This is a genomic window from Stieleria sp. (genome assembly GCF_041595215.1).
GTDB classification, from domain to species: domain Bacteria; phylum Planctomycetota; class Planctomycetia; order Pirellulales; family Pirellulaceae; genus Stieleria; species Stieleria magnilauensis.
In genome coordinates this window covers 1-5366 of record NZ_JBFHKV010000571.1, presented here as the reverse complement: position 1 = coordinate 5366, position 5366 = coordinate 1, and the positions used below count along the sequence as shown (strand labels likewise).

Genomic DNA, 5366 nt, shown 5'->3' with positions numbered 1-5366 from the left:
GGGATGCTAGCAAGTAGTCGGCGGGCGAGCGAAGCGAACACCGCCGGAGCCGAGAAACACCACACAAAACGCCCCCGAACGGGGTCGCAGCGCAGCCGGCAACCCGCGACGGGGTCTGTCCCCGCTCAACTTCAAAAATAGGAACGCTCAGGTCTGTGGTCGTCTTGCAATCGGGACACCCCATTTTTTGACCAACCCATTTTTTGACCAAGCTCTTCCGGGATCTGCCCCGTCCGGAACATTCCGGGACTGTCCCCAATGAACCTTCACCCGGGGTCTGTCCCCGTCCGAGTTCACCTGGGGTCTGTCCCCGGTGACCCCCGGGGTCTGTCCCCGTCCGGGGTTCCCCGGGGTCTGTCCCCGGTGGAGCGGCGACTGGGGTCTGTCCCCGGTGGGGTCTGTCCCCGGTGGGTGGCGAGAATTGGGTGCGATCACTTTGAAGACTGCGGAGGTGTCGTATTGATGGCGCGTGACGGGGTCAGACCGCGGAAATTCGATGTTTTTCCAATTGGCATTCAGGCTGCACCCTGTCAAACACGCACGTACCCACATCTCGCCCCATTCACTGAGACCCGTTCACTGAGACCCCGATGCTGATTCGATTGTTCGCCCTTCCGGCCGCCTTGCTCGCGCTGGCCCTTTATCTGGCAGCCTCCAATGCCCAGTCTCCGATCTGAGCCAAAGGCGATCGCAGTCCCTCGCAGCAAACCGACCGCATTCCTCATTGCTACGGCGTGCAGCTCAAAACCCGTCGTGGTCGGCACGATCACGTTCGGCGATCGTCAACTTGTACATGTCCTGAATCAGCTGGATATCGCATTCCCGCTGCTCGACTTTTCGGCGCGAGAACATGCGTTGTTGGGTGTTGACCATGACTTCGGCCGGCAGCAACGACTGCTGCCCGAACAGCCGGGCATAATTGACAAAGCTGGGAACGTTTGACGTCGCGAACCCATACAACATGCTGCACACCCCGATGACCTTTCCGGTAAAGATGCTGGTGTTGATCGCCGTCTTGCTGTAGTCGCCCATGATGCAGCCGAGGAACTGCATGCCGGTGGCGATCTTTTCGTTCCCGTACTCGATATTAATTTTGCCGTACGTGTTCTTGAGGTCACTGTTGCAGGTCCCGGCGCCCAGGTTGATCCAGCTTCCTAAATAGCTGTGACCGAGAAACCCGTGGTGTTGTTTGTTTGTGTACGGCTCGATGACCGACGCTTCGACTTCACCACCGATTTTGACGGTGTGACCGAGCGAGACGCCATCCTTGAGCGCCGCGTGTTCGATGATGCGTGTCCCGCGTCCGGCGTAGACCGGTCCGGACAACAAACAGAAGGGACCGACTTTGACGTTTTCGTCCAACAGGATCGGCCCCTCGCTGGTATCGACGGCGGCATACTGTCCGATCGAGACGCCGTCGGCGACAAACACACCGTCGGCCGTTTCGGTGTATCCGCCGCGTGCGAGTCGCCACTGCATGGCCGTCGGCATTTCCGTCATGTGCCAGGCGACGACTTCGTGGGGCCAACCGAACGCCGGCAGGTCGTCCGGACTGATCGGAAGTGAATCGGTGGGCAGATCAGCGGCGAGTTCCAACAAGGATTTGGCCACACCGTCATCACTGAGCTTCTCCAGGTCGCCGACGGCTTTGCGAGCCGCTTTCTGAAACGGCGAAGCGGGCTCCTCCACCTTGTCGGCCGGGCTCGGCGGCAGCGCATCGAGCCGCGACGTTTCCTTGGCCGTCAGACGGGCTGCCAAAATCGCACCGGTTCGATCGCAGCGGACCACACCGGCAACGGTGGCCGCACAGAGTGACTTGAGGGCCGCCAGGGTGTCGACGCGCGGGACCAATCGCGCGTTGACCAACAGAATCTCTTCGCCCCGAACCGAATCCCGCGAGGGAGCGGAAAGATCGGATTCCAGCAATTGAATCGGCGCCAAGTAGTTGCGAATGGAAACGGTCAATTCGCCGGGCAACAGCTTCAACCAATCGACCAACTGATAGCTCGCACACGTGATCGCATAAGCGGGCCGCGCGAGGGTGATCGGCTGGAGCTGGCTGACGGATTCGTCTTCGAAACAGATCAGTTTCATGGCGTCGTTGCTTGGCAGTGCAAAGGTTCGGCGTAGCGTTCGGGTTGTAGCGGTCGCGCAGTGTACCCGAACCGTTGACGTCTTCCGATGAGGATTTGAACGGTCAACGCGGCGTGGAAGCCGGTATCGACCTCGGGACGGGCTAGGGTTTCTTACCTTGCAAACAACTCGATGTGCTCTTGATTGCCGATGTGTCGACCCGATGCCCGTTTCTTTTGGCTCTTCACCCTCACGTTGACGGCGTTGATCACCGGCCGGGTCCACTCCCAAACGCCGGCGTCGCCACAGACAGAATCGCCGGTTGAATTAGAAGCACTGGTCGCGGGATTGGCCGCCGATTCATTCTCCACACGTGGGCGATCGGAAACGCGACTGCTCGCAATGGCGATTCGCAGCGAGTTGTTGGCAGAACAAATCAAAGCCCTGCTTCGCGCCAATCCGTTCCCACCCCCGGACTTGGAGCTTTATCTTTCCAAGCAACGTTTATTGAGTCGTCTGGAAATGCGGGAGCACGAGATCCTGATGGAACGTTTTCTCTACGACGCGTCGTTCGACGGTCGCGAGCTGACCGGATGGGAACAGTTTCGTGATGCCGCCGGGGGTGGTCATGACGCACGATTGATGTTCGCCGCGGCCGTCCAAGATCGCCCCGAGATCGGGCGTTTGCTGGCAGGAGTCGCGACCGATGCGACTCGCTGGGCAGAGATCGAAACCCTTGATCGACACGACATTGCGTCGTGGTCGGTCGTGCTTTCGTTGGCGTCGGCTCGCAAGCTGAAGACGACCGACGGGGCGACGCTACGACTGGTCGCCCACTTGAGCAATCCCGGCAGCGGCCCGGAGGCGCTGCGTGACCACGAGCGCCGCGTCCTGTCGCGATTGGTCAGCAGTTTCTTGACCGACGCGCCGATCGATTTGCGTGACCGGTTGGTGATCGGGTTGCGGTACGATTGCGGTCAGCTGGTCGAATCGGATTGCCGACGGGTGTTGAACGATCCGGCCGAATCGCCGTCGCGAATTGTGACCGCGCTGTTGGCCGCGTCGAAGCTGAATTTTGCGACAGCGGAAATCGACGCCTGGATCGCAAGTTTTTCAGCCGACACGCGAATCAGCCACGTTTGGCGATCGATGGTACCGCCCAAGACGACTCATCGAACCCAGGTCCGCGACGTCGCACTGGCCCTGGCGCTGCATCGCGAGGGCATCGATCCGCGCACACGAGGTTTCGGTGCGTTGGTCGCCGATCCGATCCTCGTCTTTCGCCCCTACAGCTTGGGGTTCGAATCAGAATCAACGCGGCAGCGGGCCCACGCCAATCGCTAAAGAGTCCGGCGAGCCAGAGTCACGGCAAGAGAGCTCAGCGCAAACACCGCACTCGGTTCACGTTGCACACCGGACGCCCGTGGTGCTGCTCAAGCTCCGCCGAGTGGGGGCCTCAGCCGGTCGAGAAGTCGTTGCGGCCGTTTTGCGCCGACGAAACGTCTCCGGGAGAGGTAGCGTCGGCGACGGTCCTGAACCAAAAGGCCGCGCCCTGGGTCGGGGACAGGATAGCCGAATTGCCGCCGTTGCACTACGATTCGCGGGCATTGGCAACGTCCATTTCCACCCCAGGCCTAGCCCACGCGCGAGCCACCATCATGAGTCATCGTTTTTCCGTCATTCAAACCGCCCCCCCGGATGCGATTCTGGGACTCACCGAAGCTTTCAACGCGGACCCGAATCCAGGCAAGATGAACTTGTCGGTCGGGGTCTACAAGGACGAAAACGGGCAGACACCGATCTTGAAATCGGTCAAAGCGGCAGAGCAGAAGATCTTGGACAGCGAAGCGACCAAGGGCTATCTGTCGATCGATGGTTTGCCGGAGTACCGCGCCGATGTCCGCAATCTGGTCTTCGGGGAGACGTTGGCGGCCGATCGCGTGGCGGTGCTGCAGACGCCCGGCGGTACCGGGGCGTTGCGAGTCGCCGCGGATTTCATGCAGACCCAATTGCCAAAGGCAAGGATTTGGATGCCCAATCCCACGTGGGCCAATCATCCGGCGATTTTTTCCGCGGCGGGATTGCCGTCGGAAACGTATCGCTACCTGGGTGATGATCGCACGTCGCTGGATCTGGACGGCATGCTCGGTGCGCTCGACGACAACGCCAAACCGGGCGACGCGATCCTGCTGCACGGCTGTTGTCACAACCCGACCGGCATCGACCCGACGCCCGAGGATTGGAAACAGATCGCATCGGTGATCGCAAAAAAGAATCTGTTGCCGCTGATCGATTTTGCCTACCAGGGTTTCGGCGACGGGATCGAGCAAGACGCCGTCGGTTTGCGAACAGTCCTGGAACATGTCGACGAAGCGATCGTCTGCACGTCGTTCTCCAAGAACTTTGGCTTGTACAGCGAGCGGGTCGGCGCGGTTTCGCTGGTCGCGGCCGATGCCCCACAGTGCGCCGCGGCACTCAGTCAGCTGAAGCGAGTGGTTCGCACCAATTACAGCAATCCGCCGCGACACGGTGGTGCGATCGTCGCCACAATTTTGGCCGACGAGCAGCTGACCGAACTGTGGAAGGAAGAACTGGAAACGATGCGTTTGCGGATCACCAAACTTCGAGAACAATTCGTCGAAACCATGAAGTCGACCGGCTCGGGCCACGACTTCTCGTTCTTGCTTCGTCAGAAAGGCATGTTCTCCTACAGCGGGCTCAGCCCGATGCAGGTCGACGAGCTGAAGAGCAAGCACGGCATCTACATCGTCGGCAGCGGTCGGATCAACGTTGCCGGCATGAGCGAAACCAAAATGAACTCCTTCTGCGAAGCGGTTGCTTCGGTCATGTCATGAGCAGTCAACCCACACCCTCGAGCCTTCGTCCCTCGGTTTGCATCGACGCCGTTTTTGAAGGCGTTTCGCCGCGCGAAGCGATCGCCCGCGTCAAAGCGTGTGGCATCGACGCCTTTGAATTCTGGGGCTGGTGGGACAAAGATCTCGCGGAGATCGAAGATGCCGCGGCGGAACACCAGATGCAAATCGCCGCCTGTTGCACCAAGTTCATCAGCCTGGTCGACCCGGCCAGTCGGGCTGCCTATCTAGACGGACTCGGCGAATCAATCGAAGCGGCCAAGCGGCTCGGATGCCCGACCCTGATTTCCCAGGTCGGCGACTTCCGGCCCGACGCCGGCAACGAAGCACAACACGATTGCCTGGTCGACGGGCTGCGCGAAGCAGCACCGATGTTGGAGCAAGCCGGCGTCACGTTGGTCTTCGAACCGCTAAACGATC

Annotated in this window: 4 protein-coding genes; 3 read left to right on the top strand and 1 reads right to left on the bottom strand. The window is 60.4% G+C overall.

The genetic code is table 11. From position 1 onward, the window contains the following. Positions 1-741: 741 nt before the first annotated feature. Complete coding sequence (locus tag ABX749_RS20260) at positions 742-2094, bottom strand: putative sugar nucleotidyl transferase (protein WP_372897574.1); 1353 nt, start codon at positions 2092-2094, stop codon at positions 742-744. 189 nt (positions 2095-2283) lie between these two features. Between ABX749_RS20260 and ABX749_RS20255 the strand changes: the two genes are divergently transcribed. The 3 genes from ABX749_RS20255 to ABX749_RS20245 all read left to right on the top strand — a co-directional run. Further along, positions 2284-3417 carry a hypothetical protein gene (locus ABX749_RS20255; protein ID WP_372897573.1) on the top strand — a complete coding sequence of 378 codons (1134 nt, stop codon included), beginning with the start codon at positions 2284-2286 and terminating at the stop codon, positions 3415-3417. 314 nt (positions 3418-3731) lie between these two features. After that, entirely contained in the window at positions 3732-4928 is a 1197-nt protein-coding gene (locus ABX749_RS20250) for an amino acid aminotransferase (RefSeq protein WP_372897572.1), read from the top strand. After that, positions 4925-5366, top strand: a 442-nt coding sequence (locus tag ABX749_RS20245; RefSeq protein WP_372897571.1) for a sugar phosphate isomerase/epimerase family protein, incomplete at its 3' end; no start/stop codon positions are given. The genes ABX749_RS20250 and ABX749_RS20245, both read left to right, overlap by 4 nt.

What these genes read in the sequence shown, in the direction of transcription:
- ABX749_RS20260 (WP_372897574.1), bottom strand. Translation starts at nt 2,094, where the DNA reads ATGAAACTGATCTGTTTCGAAGACGAATCCGTCAGCCAGCTCCAGCCG.
- ABX749_RS20255 (WP_372897573.1), top strand. Translation starts at nt 2,284, where the DNA reads ATGTGTCGACCCGATGCCCGTTTCTTTTGGCTCTTCACCCTCACGTTG.
- ABX749_RS20250 (WP_372897572.1), top strand. Translation starts at nt 3,732, where the DNA reads ATGAGTCATCGTTTTTCCGTCATTCAAACCGCCCCCCCGGATGCGATT.